This is a genomic window from Deltaproteobacteria bacterium (genome assembly GCA_021737785.1).
Classification (GTDB): Bacteria; Desulfobacterota; DSM-4660; order Desulfatiglandales; family Desulfatiglandaceae; genus AUK324.
This window is the reverse complement of the sequence record JAIPDI010000023.1, coordinates 1-17,071: the sequence shown is the minus strand read 5'-3', so window position 1 is coordinate 17,071 and position 17,071 is coordinate 1. Positions and strand designations below refer to the sequence as shown.

Here is a 17,071-nt window from a genome sequence, read left to right as displayed (position 1 = left end):
AAAAAGACGTCATGAAGGCAATGATCCTCGCGGCCGGCCTCGGGACGAGGCTGAGACCCCTGACCCTGAAAAGGCCGAAGCCCCTCATGCCGGTGGGCAACCGGCCGATGATCGACCGGGTCATCCAATACCTCAGGCGATACGGTGTTCACGAACTCATCGTGAACACCCATCATCACAAAGAGCAGCTGGCGGCCCATCTGGACAGCGGGCGGCCTTTCGGGCTCAAGATCCAGGTCAAGGCGGAAACACGCATCCTGGGAACGGGCGGGGGCATCAAAAACACCGAGGGATTCTGGGATCATGCGCCCTTTATCGTCATGAACAGCGACGTTCTGACCGATATCGACCTGGTCCGGGCATTCCGATTCCATCAGGAGAAAGGCAACCTGGCCACCCTCATCCTTCATGACTGCCAACCTTTCAACCAGGTGCGCATAAACCATGATCTTGACATTCTGGATATCGCTGCGGCCCCCGGCCCCGACAGACTGGCCTTTACAGGGATTCATATCATGGAACCGGGCCTTCTCTCCCATATCCCGGCGACCGGGTTCTCCAGCATCATCGATTGTTACCTGAGGCTGATCAGGAAGGGATATCCGATCCGGGCCCATGTCTCAAAGGGGCATTACTGGCGGGATGTGGGGACCATCCGCAGTTATCTCCTCGCCAACCAGGAGGCGTTGCACGGCAATCGCCGGCTGTCCGGATCGGGTTCCCGGATCCATCCCTCTGCCGTGGTTACGGACTGGGCGGTCATGGGCCATGGAACCATACTCGAAGCGGCGGCGGAAATAGGCCGGTCTGTTCTCTGGGAAGGGGTAACCGTCCAAAAGGGCGTCCGGGTGATGGACAGCGTGGTGATGTCATCCCGGACAGTGACGGAAAACCTCATCGGGGGCGTCCTGTGAACTCCGACTTGAAAAACGCCTTCCTGAGCCGCCTGACGGCATGGGGCCATGCCCCGGACCGGATCAGGTTCCAGCGGCTTGCCGGGGACGGCTCCAGGCGCATCTTCTGGCGGATCGCCACGCAGAACCCGGGGATCTCTCTCATCGCCATGTCCAATCCCCCTGATGACCCCGCTGCCAGGGCCGAAAACCATGCATATCTCAATATCGGCATGCACCTCCGACAGAAGGGGATTCCGGTCCCGGAGATCTATGAATACGATCTTACCTCCGGCTGGTTCATCATGGAAGACCTGGGATCAACGCACCTGCAGGATGCGGCCACCTCCGGAGAGGACCCCCTGCCCATATACGAAAAGGTGCTGGGGCATCTTTTTTTCCTCCAGGTCGAGGGGGCAGCGGGCTTTGACCCTTCGTGGTGCTGCCAGACCGGGCGTTATGACCGGACCGTCATGCTGCGATATGAGGCGGACTACTTCAAAGACGCCTTTCTGGGCCGCTATCTGGGGCTCTCCGGAGACGTGCCGGGGCTGGATCACGGATTTCGCCATCTGGCGGAAACCGCTTCCAGGGCGGATTCATGCTTTTTTCTCCATCGCGACTTCCAGTCACGGAACATCATGATTAACAAGGGGGAAATCGGTTTTGTGGACTGGCAGGGGGGGCGCCTGGGTCCCCTTGGCTATGATCTGGCCTCCCTGATCATCGATCCCTACACCCGGCTTTCCCGAGTGCACCAGCAAACCATCTATGAGCATTATCTGGACATGGTCAAGGGCCACAGTTCTACATGGGCCGGGGCAGTTGAGAGATACTATCCCTATCTCGCCGTTCAACGGAACCTCCAGATGCTGGGAGCCTTTTCCCATCTGATACAGGTAATGAACAAGCTTTATTTCGAGGCATACATCCCCCCGGCGTTACATACCCTTGACGGCCTGCTCCATCAGATCAGCGACCGGGAAATCTCCCCTCTCAGGCATCTGGTAAGGGAGGTGACGCACCACAAGAAAATCCTCGACATCCCTCGACCATCGGGGTAAGATTTTTTTGTCGGTGACGGGAGACTACTCTCGGAAAGGAGGATTGATGGCGAAAAAGAGACTGTTCGAGACAGGGGACATGGTAACCGCATTTACGGGACAGCCCGGAATAGTGATTTCCGAGGCAATGCTCGCAACGGCCGGAAGCAGACGAAAGCAAGGAAAACGGCCGGGGCACTATTTTGCACCCGGCTGCTGCCGTCATCCCGACTATGTGGTTCAGGTGCCGGTCCTGTTCGAGGATGGGACATATGATGTGATGAGAGCCATGAACATCAAGAAGGCCCCCGACCTGACCGATGCAATAAAATCTCACCTTAAAGGGATGATGGGTACGCTGAAAGGGCAACAGGAGCCCTCTGACAAGGAGGAAGGTTAATGGACGAGTGTATCTTCTGCAAAATTGTGAAGGGCGAGATCCCCAGCTTCAAGGTGTATGAGGATGAGAAGGTCCTGGCCTTTGAGGACATCAATCCGATCTCACCCGGTCACACCCTCATCATTCCCAGGAGACACGCCAGAGATCTGTGGGAGATTTCAGACGATGACCTGACGGCCATTCATCTGGCATCCAAAAAGGTGATTCAGGGGATAGGGAAGGTCCTGAATCCTTCAGGGGTGGCCTGCGTTCAATTGAACGGCCCCGGTGCCAACCAGGTGGTGTTGCACTATCACCTTCACCTGGTCCCCAGGGTCCCCGGAGGACCTGAGCTTCCTGTGGCAGCCTGGGACCTTAAACCGGGCGACATGGAGGCGATCAAAGGGACTGCGGCCAAAATTGCCGCGGCCATCAAACAGTCCCTATAAATTCCCTTATTCCATCAGTTCAACATTCCAGTAGAGGTAATCCCGCCACGATGTGGGGACCTCCCTGAACCCGATGGTGATCCTGAGAGAGGGGAGCCATGTGGGCCTGGCAGGCTGGCGGATCAGGGTCATATTGGCTTCATTTGGGGTGCGGCCCCCCTTTCTCCGGTTGCAGTCCATGCAGGAGGTGACGATATTGGTCCAGAGGGTCCTCCCTCCCCGGGACTTGGGGATCACATGATCGTAGCTCAACTCTTCCACAGGGAGTTTGCGGCCGCAATACTGGCACTGGTATTTGTCCCTGGCGTATATATTCTGCCTTGAGAATTTCACGGCGTTTTTCGGCTTCTTGACCATCCTGAGGAGCCGGACCACGGACGGCAGTTTGATGGTAAAACTGACCGAATGGATCTCCCTCCCGTATTCCTCAAGCACCTCCACCTTGCCCAGCATGGAGAGGGTGATCGCCTTCTTCCAGTTGATGATCTTGAGAGGCTCATAGGTGATGTTCAAAAGCAAGACCTGTTCCATATACCTGTACCCGCCGAATCGGTGCCAATGCTGAAAAAAACCATGTGCCCCTTACCGGACAGCAACCACGTAATACAAAACATACCCCTTCATACATGCATTTGGTATAGATACACATAAGTTTAGCACAAATGGAACCAAAAGACAAGTATAAAATTCGAGTGCCCGTTCATGACTGCAGCGCCCCCCGGTATTTTGTGCGTAAAGTCTGTAATGTGGCCCCGTGAGGGCATTTACTTCGGTCACCTGTTTCGGCCGGCAAGGGCCTTCAGTCTCTCTCGATGCCACCGGACCGGCGGCGAGATCAGTCTTTTTTGCTCTTCCGGACTCAACAGGCGCATCCCCTTTACCGGCGGGGGCGAAGGGACCGAAAGGATCGTGTCCATGGTCAGCGCATCCTGGATCCCGAGGCCTGCCGCCGTGCGGTTCATGTGGCAGGCCGTACATGCCCGCCCGAACGGGGCGGTGGTATGGGGCACATGGGGCATGAACGCCCAGCCCTTTCCTGAGCCGTCCCCCCTTTGCGGGGCCACGCTGTCCAAACGAACATTCCCCCAGCGGTCCACGTGGGAGATGAGGTACTGGTACAAGGGGCGCAGGACGGCATATGTGTCGGCATGGTCCACGCCCAGGGGCATCGGTTCCCACCGCCTGAAGCGCCATCCCACAGACCAGATCCCTTCCCTTTCCGAATCGGACAGATAATCGACAGATGTCGGATAGGCTGTATCCGGGCCCTCGGCATAGGCCTTCAATTTCTTCTGAAGCCGGGGATCCCCCTGGTTGCTGAGATCCCGCCACTTGTAGTCATGGATCCGGTCTTCACGTATGACGCTCAGTCCATAATCCTGAAACGACCACTGGGCGTGGCAGGCGCTGCACCGGACCCTGGAGTGGGCCTCGATCCTGTGGCCGGTGGAATCCGGACGGAAACTCGGCAGCCGGTGTTCTCTTCCATGACTCTTGGAAATAAACAGATGCCCGGAGGGCTCCTTCCGGATCGCCGGGTTCGTCATATCCGCGGCCTTTTCACCAAATCCGCCGTGGCAGTCACTGCACGACCGTTTCGGGACCTCCATCTGGCAACTGTACACGCGGCCGTCCCCCATGACATCGCTCCGGGTGTGACAGTCGATACACCAGAGGCCCCTTTCCGCGTGGATGTCCCTGGCCAGTCGGTGATGATCCAGCCCATGGGTCATCGGTCCGGGGCTCCCGTTTATCGTGGGCGACCGGTACACGTCGCTGGTGTCATGCTGGAACAGCCCCTCGTAATCAGCGCCCACATGGTTTTGGGCGTGGCAGTGGAGGCATTGATCGTTGGGGATCCGGGTGGTAAAGGCGTGCCTGGCAGGGTATCCGGGTCTGGAGGAACCGATGGCCGGATCGCCACCCGCATATCGACCCTGGTTATTGTACAGCACGTGACACGCAGCGCAGCCGGTTGCCCTGTAGAGTCCTGGGCCCTCCGGGCCTTTTCCGTGGATGTGACACCTGAGACATCGCCTTCTTAAAAAATCATCCACCAGCATGGCCGGGGTTTCCGGATAGACCAGGGATTGGGGAGCCGGCAACGGCTTGAGGGGCCCGCTCAGCCCGTAAGCGGCCGGGGCCGCCGTCTCCTGTGCCCCCCAAAGGTAACGCGTCTGATTGATCACCCCGGCCATGGTCGAATGAAGGGAATTGCGAACCATCTTGATTTCGGTTTCATGGCATGGACCGCAGAACACCGCTGCCCGGTCAGGGGCCGAAGGATTCCGCACGATTTTCTGATGCCCCGGGAGGGACTTGGCGTCTCTGTCCCCGGGCACCAGGTGGCAGTCAGCACATGGAAACGGGTGCCTGTCACTGATGGATTCAATCCCCTGATGGCACCTCAGGCAGTCGGCATAGTCGATTTTTTCCGGGGCCGGGGTCTGGGGAAAGGTGCCGGAACTCCATAAAATAATCCCTGTCACCGCCAGCCAGAACGCCATGATCCTCAGGGCGGACTTGCTGGGATGGGGCCTTATTTCAAACATGGGAGTCCCGCCTCTTCTCTTTGGAATCGTCTCTTGGATTCCTGAAAGTTCCGGTAGATCGGGTCATCATAGGCCGGATGACATCCCAGGCATGGCACCACCCCGAGGATCCGATCGATCTCATCTCCGGTGAAAGGCCTTACGCCGTTCTTGAAACCCGTCTGGAGGGGTTTCCCGTCTAGATTCACGTAAGCGTCTAAAGGATGTGAAAGCCCCATGCCGGAGTCGGCGGCATCACCGGTCGGTCTGAATACACGCCTCCCATTTTTCTGATGAAGGATGCCCTCACCCAAACCCATGACCTTTGGATCTTCATGACACTCAATACAGGTCCTTGATTTTGCGGCGGTGGTATGGGGGTCAAATGCCGACAGATTAATGACCTTGAAGGATCGCTCCTTCCGGTATTCGCCTGTCTCGTCAATAACAGAGACAAACATCTGGCATGGGGAGAGGGGGAAGGCCTCCCGATCATCTCTGATGCCGAGGGAAGGCCTTGAAAACCGGATATAGGAACGGGACTCTTTCCATCTACCGGGCGATTTTTCCCTGGTCAGCCAGTCTGTCTGCGCTTCCGATTCCGTGTATGTCAGGTGGCATCCGTAGCACTGGGGTATCCAGGCGGCGTGACACGCCTGGCAGGAGAGACGTTCATGCCCCCCTAGACGATGATGCGGCTTCTCCGGCGATGGCACATTCATTTCAATGGGGAAGCCATCCATTTTACGGTAGAAAAAGATCCCCTCGCCTTCTTCCTGCAGGTTGTAGATGGGGGTTCCCTTTTTGGTGAAGCCCACCGATCTTCCCGCAACGCCCGGGACTCGTTTGTTGAGAAAGGCCAGTCGTCCGGCGAGAGAGTCACTGGTTTCAATCAGGGAAAACATAGGAGAGTGACACGCCTCACAGGTAATGTCCAGCTGGTCTTTCATGCGATCATAGGCATTTCCGTCCCCCATCAATCCGGTGGCCGTATGACAATCGATGCATTCCATGCCGGCCTTTCTGAAATGGACATCTGCCTGAAGTTCCATAAAAAATCGATTTCCGGAAAGCCTCCTGCGATTCAGGCCGCTCCCCTCGTAGGGGGTCCCGTATCCCGCGGATTCGAATCTTCCGAAATAGGAGAGGCCGATCCTCGCAGACCGGTTGTGACACTTGGTACAGTTGGCTGACGGGATCCTCGTTGTAATCACAGGATGCTGGTTCATTTTCAGGTTTGGATCTTCCCTTTTCACTTGATCCAGGGCGTGACAGTCGCTGCACCCGCCGCCCCGCCTGGCGACTTCCCCCCCTCCGTCTCCCCTTGGCTTCCAAAGGTGGCATCCCCCGCACATCTTTCGATAATGGTCAATGGCAAGGTTCCACGGCGGCGTATTTTCGTAGAGGTCGCTGACATGAAGGCCTGAAACCATGGGAGAGGCATCTTCCGGGCCGGCCCTCTCAAGCCATTGTTCTTGAATAATCTGGATCATCCCGCTGTTTGTGGCCATGACGCTCTTTTTCACCCGATCCGCCATATCCGGGTGACAGCCGGATTTCCCGCAGGTTCTGTCTACGATGCGGAGATCGCCCGGATTGCGAACAATGCCGAAGTGGGCCCTTTCCCGGTCGGATGAATACCTGTTTCCCAGGTGACACACCGCACATCCAAAGATAGGAACCGGGTGAGAGGGGTCCGGATCTGTCATCTCCTTATGGCAGAAGAGACACCCATCCTTCAATACCCCGGAGGGTCGCTCGATCCGGCCCTCCTTGAGGATCAGCACCACGCCTACCAGGCAGATTGAAATGAGGAGAAGAGATCTTTTCATCAATACCAACGAATTTGATTCTCAGGATACCGGGGTCATTATGCCTTTCAAACGGGCATAAGTCCACACCTCTGCGCCTGCCTTATCCCATGTCCGTACTGCAGCGCCCATCCGGAGAGCCGGGCGGATTCAAAGATACGCTACGCTAAAAAGACAGGGCAGGCAAAACCGTGGACCTGGATCCCGTGGGACAACCGCTCTGATCGGAACCGATCAAGACCAATTGCCCTTCAAAAAAAAGAGGCATTCCATCATATCAATGGAATGCCTCCGCTTTAAATAAAAATCAAATTCGGGTCTAAACTACTGTGACATTCGCCGCAGCCGGCCCCTTCTGACCCTGCTCTACATCAAAGGTAACGCGATCGCCCTCATTGAGGGACTTGAAACCCGACGCATTGATCGCCGAATGATGGACAAAAACATCCGGCCCATCTTCCTGCTCGATAAATCCAAAACCTTTTTGGTCGCTGAACCACTTTACAGTTCCATTAGCCATTGTGACACCCTCCTTTCAAAGAATTTTCATAGTTCCAGACTTCAGGTTGCCACTTTAGCAAATGGAGCTTTCCTTCAGAGCGAAACCGACCCACCGAAAAAAGGCGGGCCATTTATGATTAAAATGAATAATAAACCCATTTTCACGAAAAGTCAAGCAGAAAGGAGTGGTTTGTTATGTCTTGCCCAAGAAAAATGGGTTGCGGAATAAAATAAAATACCATATGTTCGCCCAAAACAGCATCCGATTCCCTGTAGCGGTCCAAAATATATGAGGTGTTTTCCTCGGTGGCAATGTGATATCCGGAAACAAACTCTTTCTAAACGAGCTGAGATGAACAGAATCAAGGTGATACCCTTTGAAACCCGGGAGCAGGTCCTCCAGCATGCCCAACCCTATCTGGATTCCGTAGAGCTGTTTCTGGAGGAACGGGATAAGGCGGTCCCTCTGCTTCTAAAGGCAATGAAGCATGCCGACCGCAGTGTGAAACACGAGATCATGCTGCTCCTCGGCAGCTTTGCCAAACAGGAAGCGGCGTGGCCCCTTTACGAAATGATGATCGATCCCCATGAATCCGAGGGCAGTCGGCACGACGCCTCCATTCAATTGAGCGTCATCTTCCCGTTTTTGAAAGATCCCCAGCCGATCATCGACCGCCTCCTTCAAGACCTGACCCGGGAGGATCCCCTCATGCGGTTGAACGCCGCCTTTGCCTTGGGCTGGGAAGGAAACGCCCAGGCCGCCATCCCCTTGATTGAACGCCTCTACGATCCGGACACCCGGGTCCAGCAGAATGCGGTCAACGCTCTTGCCAATCTGCGCGATGACCGGATCCTCAATCTCATGCTGGAAAGACTGGAACATGGGTCGCGGGACCAGAAGCGGGCCATTTTGTTCAACCTGTGGCGATTCTATTCCAGGAGAAACCAGGTGGTCTCTGTTTATCTGGAATATCTAAATCATGATGATGACGATCTCCGCTTTGATGCCCTGGTGCTCCTTGGACTGGTAACCGACGCAAAGTCCCATCTGGAGGTGTATGTCCGGTCCCTCTCGGATCCGGACCCCCGGATCCGCGCCCTTGCCCTGAGAGAACTGGCTGAATTCGGGAAAGAAGACCTTTCACCCCTTAAGGGGATGATCGAAGGGATGCTTTCGGATCCGGAGATGGGGGTCAAGAGGGCGGCCATGGCGGTCTTGAGGAAGCTGTAGCGCAAACCCTCTCGCATACGGGTCCGTTCCCTGTTCACCGTCCATCCTGACGTGAATCATCCGGCGGGTTTCGCATCATATGGGGGGCACAATAGTCACCAGCACGCGCAGATCGCTCCTGGCCCGGATGCCGTGGGGTTCGCTGATATCGGAAACGAGGACATCCCCGGGACGGGCAGGGAGGGTCGCCCCCTCTTTTGCCAGAAATTCCCCCTCCCCCTCAAGCACGGCGATGCTCACCTGGCCATCTATCTCGTGGGAGTGTATCGGGAGTTCCTGTCCGGCCTTGAAGTTGAAATTGAGGATCTTGAAATAAGGGGAATCATGCACCAGCAGTCTGCTCATGTGCAGATCGTTAAACTCGTTTTCCTTGAAAAGCTCAATTTTTTTCATCATATTCTGCTCCTTTCAACGAACGCCGGGCGTCACTCTTTTCTTCTTAATGCCGCCCTTCTTCTCAGCCTCAGGGAATTGCTCACCACTGAAACCGAACTCATGGCCATGGCACCGGCTGCAAACACAGGGTTCAGCAGGATGCCGAAAAAGGGATACAGAATCCCTGCGGCAACGGGAATTCCCAGACTGTTGTAGAAAAATGCCCAGAAGAGATTCTGCTTGATGACCTTCATGGTCTCGAATGAAAGCCTGAGCGCCTCTGGCACGGTTTGGAGGTCATCCCTCATGAGGGTGATGTCGCTGGCCTCCATGGCCACGTCCGTCCCTGCGCCGATGGCAATGCCGATATCCGCGGTTGACAGGGCCGGGGCATCGTTGATACCGTCTCCCACCATCCCGACCACGTGCCCCTCTGCCTGCAACCCCTTGATCGCATCGACCTTTCCGGCCGGCAGCACCTCCGCCAATATCTGATCCATGCCGAGGGGTTCACCGATGGCCCGGGCACTCCTCTGGTTATCCCCGGTAATCAGGACGGTTCGAAGCCCCATGGCTTTGAGGTCGGCGATAGCCCCTGCCGCAGATGCCTTGGGCGGATCCAGAAACGCGATAAGACCGGCCACGCGGCCTTCCTCCGCCACAAATACACAGGTCTTGCCCCCGCCGGCAAGCCGATCGGCCGTCTGTTCAAGCCCCTCCACACCGATACCTTCTTTATCCATCAGTCGGCGATTGCCCAGAATGCATTCCTTTCCGTCAATCACGCCCCGGGCCCCCAGGCCTGACAGGGCCTCAAAATCAGCAATTTCCCTGGGTGAGATATGGCGTTCCGCCGCCTTTGCTGCCACCGCCTGGGCCAGGGGATGCTCAGACACCGATTCAATGGAAACCGCAATCTTCAGGATATCCGCTTCGGTTCTTTCCCCATAAGATACCACATCCGTGACCGCTGGCGCTCCCTGTGTGAGGGTGCCGGTTTTGTCAAAGGCGATGGCGGTCAGTTTGTAGGCGTTTTCCAGGCTTTCACCCCCCTTGATCAGGATCCCGCGTTCGGCCCCGATGCCGGTCCCCACCATAACCGCCGTCGGCGTGGCCAGGCCCATGGCGCAGGGACAGGCGATGATCAGGACCGATACAAAATTGAGGAGGGCCCGGCTGAAGATGGGTTCCGGGACCAGAACATACCAGATCACAAAGGTGAGAACGGCAATCCCGAAAACCACCGGGACAAAGATGGATGCGACCTTGTCCGCAAGGCGTTGTATGGGGGCCTTGGAACCCTGTGCCTCCTCCACCAGCCGGATAATCTGTGCCAGGGCCGTTTCAGCCCCCACCCGGGTGGCCCTGAAGGTGAAGCTGCCGCTCTTGTTGATGGTGGCGGCAAAGACCTCGCTCCCGGCTTCCTTGGAGACCGGGATGCTTTCACCGGTCAACATGGCCTCGTCAACGGCCGAAGATCCGGAAACCACCACCCCGTCGGTGGGGATTTTTTCACCGGGTCGTACCATGATCAGATCGTCCGGGATGACCGACTCTATCGGGATGTCCGTGGCATTCCCCTCTCGGATGACGCGGGCCGTCCGGGGCTTGAGCCCCATGAGGTTTTTGATGGCCGAAGTGGTCTTTCCCTTGGCCTTGGCCTCTAAAAGCCGGCCTAACAGGATGAGGGTAATGATCATGGCAGCGCCGTCAAAATAGACATGAAAGGACATGCCGGCCTCGACGAACAGCCGGGGCGCAAAGGTCGTCAAAGATGAGTAGAAATAGGCGGACAGGGCCCCCACCGCCACCAGGGTATTCATATCCGTGGTCTTCTGCCGGGCCGCCTTGATCGCCCCGACGATAAACCGGCTACCCACCCAGAAGACCACAGGCGTGGTCAGAACAAAAAGGGCCACCAGCATGATCTGCCTGGGAATGGGACGAAGAAAGGGGAACCATGATTGCATGGAACCCATAAAAATGATGATGCTCAGGACCACCCCGGTCCAAAATCGGATCTTCAAGTCCCTGACTTCTGTAATTCGGGCCGACTCCACCGGATCTTCGAGCAGCGCTTCAGAGGCGCCCAGGAACTCATACCCCGCATCGGATACCGTCTTCCGGACCGCCTCAAGCCCGGCCCAATCCGGCCGGTGGAGGACTGTCGCCCTCCCGGTGGCCAGGTTGACGGCGGCGTCGGTAATACCCTCGATGCTTCCGAGGGCGGATTCCACACGCCGGACGCAGGCGGCGCACGTCATTCCTCCTATGGAAACGGTGGTTTTTTGAAGCGCAGGTTCCCCTCCCACATCCCGTCCGATCACCTCGTACCCCAGGTCCCTGACCTTTGCGGCCATCTGATCCGGGCCCACTTCTGCCGGGTCATACTCCAGGGTGGCCTTCTGGGTGGCAAAATTGACCGAGGCCGATGACACGCCCTTCAGGTCTGACAATCCCTGCTCGACCCGTCGCACGCAGGCCGCACAGGACATCCCTGAGATCTGGAGCTGGACCTTGTCAGCCAACCTGATACCCTGCCTTTTGGATCGCTTCCTTTATGGTATTCGTATCAACGGGAGCGGCTTCATCAAATGTGGCCTCACCCTTCTCCAGATCCACCTTGATATTCGTCACCCCTTCGACCCCGCTCAATGCCTTCTGAACGGCCATGACGCAGTGGTTGCAGGACATCCCCTTGATCTTGACAGTGGCCATAACACTACCTCCCTTTCCTGTTGAATCGGCGCATTCCGAATTTGGGTGATACTCAGATTCGGTCTCAAATAGACCTTGGGATATCAAACATCCAAAAAAAGTCTGAGTATTTCTAGATAATATAAGGTCAAATCGCTACGTGGCAATCTTTCTTCTTTTCAAAATCTCCCCCCGCGTACTGATCACCACCTCCTCCATCGGAATCTCTTTCCCGGATGCCTCAAGCGCCCGTTTCACCACCATCGGCAGTCCTGAACAGCAGGGGACCTCCATGACCACGACGGTGATCGTTCGAATGCCCGCAATCTTGAATATATCCGTAAACTTATTGATATATCCCGCCACATCATCGAACTTGGGGCACCCCACCATCACCACCTTTCCTTTCACAAAATCCCGGTGAAAATTAGGGGAGGCCACCGGGACGCAATCCGCGGCAATCAGCAGATCGGCCCCCTTTAAAAATGGCGCCTTGGCCGGGATCAGATTGATCTGAACCGGCCAGTGGCTGAGGGCCGACCCTGTCCCGGCCTGCGGTTCCGTTGCCGAGGGCTCCCCGGAGGGAGCCTCCGGGATGAAGGTCTGGATCTGGCTGGAGGGACATCCGCAGGCCATGGGCACCGGCTCCGCATTGCCTGGCTTTTCACTGAGGTACTGCTCCACCGCCTCCTCATCAAAGTCTTCTGCCTCGCGCTCCACAATCCTGAGCGCCCCTGTAGGGCATTCCCCCATGCAGGCGCCCAGGCCGTCGCAGTATTTTTCCGCCACCAGACGGGCCTTGCCGTCTATCACCTCTATGGCCCCTTCGGCGCAGGAAGGCACACACTGGCCGCACCCGTCGCAGAGTTCATCATCGATTTCGATTATCTTTCGCATCACCTTCATGGGACTATCCTTTCGTTTCCAAAAGTCTTTTTTCTCCAAGCCTGCGGCCGCTCCCGGTCAGAAACGACGTCTTCAGGACACGGGTCAGTTCCGCTTCATCGTCCGGATGTTCCTTTTGCCTTTCCTCCAGCCGCGCAATCATATCGGCATCATGGAGAACTTTCAGGTTGATCGCATCTTTTCCCCCCGGCTCACGGCCAAGGGCGATCAGGTCGCACACCTCATCCACCAGCGCCTCCTTGGCCCCCAGTCGGGTCAGGATCTCCCGTGCCAGGGCGGTCGCTTCTTTTTCCTCGGAACCGGCCCCCAGGTCCTGAAGATATGCCGCACACAAAACGACCGCCAGATTGCCCCCTTCTTCCCGGCCGATCTGCTCGGCGTACCGGGCCACACGGCTGGCATGACCGATCCGCTTGAAGTCCTGTCTCAGATGGCGCTTCATCTCAATGGCGACCCGATCTTTGAGCAGGTTTTCTTTCTGGGCAAGGAGTTCAGGGGGGAGATTCCCGATGCACTGCTCCGCATGCGGGCAGTAGGAGGCGCATCCGAAGTCCAGGTCCGGATTGAGAAAGCGATGACCGCACTTGGGGCACTTCCGGGTGGGGTCATCCCTGAAAAATTCCACCTCATTGCCGCATTTGGGGCACTTGACCTCAAAAATGGCCCCCGGTTTCCAATACTGGCTGTCCTGTCCCGGACATTTCATGATACCCCCCTTTTTTCAACTGAACCATTCATATGGCCGATTGAACGTTAAGCCCTCCGGCCTTTGGAACGATCACAGGGATAGCGCATTTCCACCATCCCCGTGACCCTGCAGATTCTGCCCGGGGCCTTACCCCAGGATGGCCTTCAGATCCTCCTCCGGCGTACTGATCGGCATGATGTTGAAGTTCTTGACCAGCACGTCCAGCACGTTCGGCGTGATGAACGCCGGCAGGCTCGGTCCTAATCGGATGTCCTTGATCCCCAGGTAAAAAAGGGTCAGGAGGATGGCGACCGCCTTCTGTTCGTACCATGAAAGGATCATGGAAAGCGGCAGGTCGTTGATCCCGCAGTCAAAGGCCTTTGCCAGTGCCACCGCGATCTGGATGGCAGAGTAGGCGTCATTACACTGGCCGACATCCAGGAGCCTTGGAATACCCCCGATGTCGCCCAGATTCTTATCAAAAAACCGGAACTTGCCGCATGCGAGCGTCAGGACCACGCAGTCTTTCGGAACCTGCTCCACAAACTCGGTATAGTAGTTTCGACCCGGTTTCGCACCGTCGCATCCGGCGACCAGGAAAAAGTGCCTGATGGCACCTCCCTTAACCGCTTCGATCACCTTGTCTGCCACACCCATCACGGCATTGCGGGCAAACCCGACCATGACAGATCCCTTGTCGCTGTCTTCTTCAAATCCGGGCAGGGAAAGCGCCTTTTCAATAAGGAGTGAGAAATCCTTATTGCTGATATGCGTCACATCGGGCCATCCCACCAGGCCGGTGGTGAATATGTTATCCTTGTATGTGTCCTTCGGTTTCTGGATGCAGTTGGTCGTCATGAGGATCGCGCCCGGAAATTCCGCAAACTCCTTTCCCTGGTTCTGCCAGGCCGTGCCGTAGTGCCCATAAAAATGGGGATATTTTTTCAACTCAGGATACCCGTGGCAGGGAAGCATCTCTCCGTGGGTATACACGTTTATCCCTTTTCCTTCGGATTGTTTGAGCACGTCTTCCAGGTCCTTGAGATCGTGCCCTGACACCAGGATGGCCTTTCCTTTCTTAGCGCCCAATGGGACGGATGTTGGGACAGGGTGCCCGTAGGTACCGGTATTGGCGGCGTCCAGCAGTTCCATGGCCTTCAGGTTAATCTCGCCGCATTTCAGGACCAAACCCACCCAGTCTTCCAGAGACAGATCCTTGTTGAGGGTAGCGGCCAGGCCCTCGTGGATAAATGCATAGACCGTGTCGTCTTCCTGGCCCAATATCCGGGCATGATCGGCGTACGCAGCAACCCCCTTGAGGCCGAAAACAAGGGTCCACTTGAGGGCATGGATATCCGCGTTGGGTTCGGAATCAGAGGTGATCCCCACCCCCTCGCCCTGCTTCACCATCTCTTCCAGGGTTGCAGCGGGTTTCAAGCTGGCAGCCGCATCGGAAAAATCCACCTTCCCGCCGGCGGCCTTCACCCTCTCCTTAAGACCTTCCCTCAATTCCACGCAGCGACGGATAAGCGGGACAAATCGCTCCGGGTCAAAATCCACGTTGGTAAGCGTGGAAAAAGTGGCCTCGCAGGTAAAAATATTAACATCCCGGTCAGTGATGCCGACCTTCCGACCCTCCACCGCATAAAGCGACAGACCTTTGAGGGCATAGATCAGCAGGTCCTGGAGCGCTGCCACATCAGGTTGTTTCCCACAAACCCCTATCTTGGTACACCCCTCGCCCTTTGCCGTTTGTTCACACTGATAACAAAACATTGCTTTTCTCCTTTCACGCGCTATGGTTGGTTTTTGGTTGTGATGCTTCCTGGTTCTTGTTCGAGCTTGCCCCCATTATGAGGGGTGAGAAAGAGATGTGCATTGACTTAAGTCAATTCATGTCGATTTTTTCGTTTTTTTTTCATCGCATCGGCTTCGCCGCATGCCTGTCAGGTGTGTTGTCGGGTGAGTGAAAACGCTTCCTTCTGCACCGGCTGGATGTTTTTGTTCGCGCCTCTCAAAGACTCCCCCGGATGAGGGACTTATGGAGACGATTGCCTATTTTATTGGGATTGGGGCGTGGCTGCCAGCCTTTTTTGCCCTTGGACCTCACGAGCACACAGTTGCTTTCAAACATTTAAAAAATCAATCGTGTAAGCCTCCATCCCTGAGGGATGTTTTGAGGCATACCTCCTGAGAGCCTGCGCCATAAGATCAAACTTGTCGCCGGGGATGGAATAGGGAATGATTAGCACCCCGAAATGGGGGCGGTTTTCATTGAAAAACTGGATCGTCAATTGAATAAAGTCATTTCTGTTTCGGGTGACCATAACCATGCCTTTGGAGTCCGCATACCTCAGTTGCTCATGGTCGGATGCCCCTTTCATTTGCACCTCATGAGTGCTGATCGCACTAATCTGGAGGCTTCTCAATATATCGGCAACCCCTGGGCTGATATCCTCATCGAGATAATATTTCATGCTACGCTTCCAGCGAGGAAGGGGAACGTCTCGGAAACGTGTTTCGGCGTCCATGCTTCATTTTGCTCGATAAGATGCGTGATTTCATCAGGATATAGCCGATAGTATGCCAGAGCGTTTCTCAGCTGGGGTTCGGACAGCCAGTGAAAGGCAGCTTGAAGACGGTCATAGTCCTCATCCAGGCTCTTGTGGGCTGCAATAATTTCCCAAACCTCTATACCGGTCCCTGCAATTCGGGCCCTTCGTCCGTGGACCCCCGCATTGAATACAATACCCGGACAGCGATGCATTTTGATCGCTTCCTCCAGAAGTTCCTTTGTTACCGTAGAGAAATCCATGTTCCTTTCCCGTGCAATTACCTGAATTCCTTCCAACATTTCCTCGGGAATCCGCATGCTTTTTTGTATACTTGCCATACTGCCTCCGAATTGTATGAAATATGTATGACATAATATTACGATGTCGTTCAAAGTATGTCAATGGTTGCCTGGCATTTCAAGGGGCCGGCCACAGATAATACCGGGCGTACTGCCGCACACCCTGCATGTTTAAATTGTCGGATTTTTTTGAGGGCTATTGGGGAAAGGGACCCCGATGGCAGGCAGATGATCTTTTTCCCCAGGCAGGCGGCCATGCTGCGGCGTCATCTTCCTTATTCCCAGCAAGGCGCTGTGCCCGCAATAGGGACACCCATCCAGCTCCGCCAAGTCAGATACCATCCCGGCCCTCAACCCCCACCCCCTGAGGGCCGCTTCGAAACAAGAAATGGGCATGGTTCGATAAAAACGACCACGCGTGGCATTGGGGCCGGGTTTCTGGCAGAAGATCGGAAAGCCGTTCGATAAACTCTTCACGATCACCATCGTCCCTGAAGATCTTTCGTCTTTCTATCCCCCGGATCATGATCCCGCGGCTCGCGGGAAAGAAGACCGGGGGTATCTAAGCGTGCGACTCTAGCAGCCTGTCGGGCTTAGAGCCCTAATTTGGTGCTGACGCTGGGCTCATTTTTCTGACTGGGCGATTCCAGCGGTTAGGTCGTCACACCCAAGGGCTCTTAGCCTCGGCTATTGGCATATGGTGCTTGATTGAG

17 protein-coding genes are annotated in these 17,071 nt (G+C 56.0%); 5 read left to right on the top strand and 12 right to left on the bottom strand.

What is annotated here, in order from left to right; translation table 11 throughout:
- Positions 1-11 precede the first annotated feature (11 nt).
- The 4 genes from K9N21_12550 to K9N21_12535 are packed head-to-tail and all read left to right on the top strand — an operon-like array spanning position 12 to position 2,764.
- Positions 12-914 (top strand): NDP-sugar synthase, encoded by a 903-nt coding sequence (locus K9N21_12550; protein MCF8144739.1) that lies wholly within the window; start codon positions 12-14, stop codon positions 912-914.
- The gene (locus tag K9N21_12545) at positions 911-1,957 is read left to right on the top strand and encodes a phosphotransferase (protein MCF8144738.1); all 1,047 of its coding nucleotides are present in this window, start codon (positions 911-913) and stop codon (positions 1,955-1,957) included. The genes K9N21_12550 and K9N21_12545 overlap by 4 nt, the downstream gene beginning before the upstream one ends.
- A gap of 46 nt (positions 1,958-2,003) precedes the next feature.
- Positions 2,004-2,336: a hypothetical protein gene (locus K9N21_12540; protein ID MCF8144737.1), complete on the top strand. Its 333-nt coding sequence runs from the start codon at positions 2,004-2,006 to the stop codon at positions 2,334-2,336.
- Positions 2,336-2,764: an HIT family protein gene (locus K9N21_12535; protein ID MCF8144736.1), complete on the top strand. Its 429-nt coding sequence runs from the start codon at positions 2,336-2,338 to the stop codon at positions 2,762-2,764. The genes K9N21_12540 and K9N21_12535 overlap by 1 nt, the downstream gene beginning before the upstream one ends.
- Positions 2,765-2,770: 6 nt before the next feature.
- On the opposite strand, the gene K9N21_12530 is transcribed toward K9N21_12535, so the two are convergent.
- The 4 genes from K9N21_12530 to K9N21_12515 all read right to left on the bottom strand — a co-directional run bounded on the left by K9N21_12530 (position 2,771) and on the right by K9N21_12515 (position 7,626).
- Complete coding sequence (locus tag K9N21_12530) at positions 2,771-3,295, bottom strand: HNH endonuclease (GenBank protein ID MCF8144735.1); 525 nt, start codon at positions 3,293-3,295, stop codon at positions 2,771-2,773.
- 242 nt (positions 3,296-3,537) lie between these two features.
- Positions 3,538-5,316 (bottom strand): hypothetical protein, encoded by a 1,779-nt coding sequence (locus tag K9N21_12525; GenBank protein MCF8144734.1) that lies wholly within the window; start codon positions 5,314-5,316, stop codon positions 3,538-3,540.
- Entirely contained in the window at positions 5,304-7,127 is a 1,824-nt protein-coding gene (locus K9N21_12520; protein ID MCF8144733.1) for a hypothetical protein, read from the bottom strand. Before K9N21_12520 ends, K9N21_12525 begins: the two co-directional genes overlap by 13 nt.
- Before the next feature lie 298 nt (positions 7,128-7,425).
- A complete protein-coding gene (locus K9N21_12515; GenBank protein MCF8144732.1) occupies positions 7,426-7,626 on the bottom strand; it encodes a cold-shock protein in 201 nt (66 codons plus the stop codon).
- Positions 7,627-7,959: 333 nt separating this feature from the next.
- On the opposite strand from K9N21_12515, the gene K9N21_12510 reads away from it, so the two are divergent.
- Complete coding sequence (locus tag K9N21_12510) at positions 7,960-8,838, top strand: HEAT repeat domain-containing protein (GenBank protein ID MCF8144731.1); 879 nt, start codon at positions 7,960-7,962, stop codon at positions 8,836-8,838.
- Positions 8,839-8,913: 75 nt separating this feature from the next.
- Here K9N21_12510 and K9N21_12505 read toward each other — a convergent pair whose 3' ends face one another.
- From K9N21_12505 to K9N21_12470, 8 genes are all read right to left on the bottom strand, one after another.
- Positions 8,914-9,231 carry a cupin domain-containing protein gene (locus tag K9N21_12505; protein MCF8144730.1) on the bottom strand — a complete coding sequence of 106 codons (318 nt, stop codon included), beginning with the start codon at positions 9,229-9,231 and terminating at the stop codon, positions 8,914-8,916.
- Between the two features lie 32 nt (positions 9,232-9,263).
- Positions 9,264-11,741: a heavy metal translocating P-type ATPase gene (locus K9N21_12500; protein ID MCF8144729.1), complete on the bottom strand. Its 2,478-nt coding sequence runs from the start codon at positions 11,739-11,741 to the stop codon at positions 9,264-9,266.
- A complete protein-coding gene (locus tag K9N21_12495; protein ID MCF8144728.1) occupies positions 11,734-11,931 on the bottom strand; it encodes a copper ion binding protein in 198 nt (65 codons plus the stop codon). Before K9N21_12495 ends, K9N21_12500 begins: the two co-directional genes overlap by 8 nt.
- A 135-nt stretch (positions 11,932-12,066) precedes the next feature.
- Entirely contained in the window at positions 12,067-12,816 is a 750-nt protein-coding gene (locus K9N21_12490; GenBank protein MCF8144727.1) for a 4Fe-4S binding protein, read from the bottom strand.
- A gap of 4 nt (positions 12,817-12,820) precedes the next feature.
- A complete protein-coding gene (locus K9N21_12485) occupies positions 12,821-13,522 on the bottom strand; it encodes an HD domain-containing protein (protein ID MCF8144726.1) in 702 nt (233 codons plus the stop codon).
- A gap of 129 nt (positions 13,523-13,651) precedes the next feature.
- Positions 13,652-15,280, bottom strand: a complete 1,629-nt coding sequence (hcp, locus tag K9N21_12480) for a hydroxylamine reductase (protein MCF8144725.1) — start codon at positions 15,278-15,280, stop codon at positions 13,652-13,654.
- Positions 15,281-15,630: 350 nt separating this feature from the next.
- Positions 15,631-15,981, bottom strand: a complete 351-nt coding sequence (locus K9N21_12475; GenBank protein ID MCF8144724.1) for a DUF5615 family PIN-like protein — start codon at positions 15,979-15,981, stop codon at positions 15,631-15,633.
- Positions 15,978-16,358: a DUF433 domain-containing protein gene (locus K9N21_12470; GenBank protein MCF8144723.1), complete on the bottom strand. Its 381-nt coding sequence runs from the start codon at positions 16,356-16,358 to the stop codon at positions 15,978-15,980. The genes K9N21_12475 and K9N21_12470 overlap by 4 nt, the downstream gene beginning before the upstream one ends.
- Positions 16,359-17,071 lie beyond the last annotated feature (713 nt).